Below are 211 nucleotides of genomic sequence, written 5' to 3'. Positions count from 1 at the left end.
AGAGCATTTTCAACTTTATGAATAGTACGATTCACATTACTTTCAGCAAGATTATAGTCAGCGGATAATTCAATTTGAGTCCTATAACAGCGTAAGTAGTTTAGAGTTAACAATAATTGATCCTCTAAACACAAAGAATGCGGCCTTCCAGATTTTTTCTTGGCAAGTTCAGCGTGTTGTAACACCGATACCATTTTTAAGAATAATGGAC

Annotated in this window: 1 protein-coding gene; it reads right to left on the bottom strand. The window is 34.6% G+C overall.

Annotation, left to right across the window (positions count from 1 at the left end; genetic code table 11):
* Window positions 1-211 (bottom strand): helix-turn-helix domain-containing protein (locus WFH18_RS18435; protein WP_336755484.1); only part of this gene is annotated, 211 nt, incomplete at both ends.

It is taken from the genome of Acinetobacter sp. USHLN143 (assembly GCF_037145695.1).
Lineage (GTDB): Bacteria > Pseudomonadota > Gammaproteobacteria > Pseudomonadales > Moraxellaceae > Acinetobacter > Acinetobacter fasciculus.
Note: the sequence above shows the minus strand (reverse complement) of the source record. Positions and strands in the feature narration are given on the sequence as shown.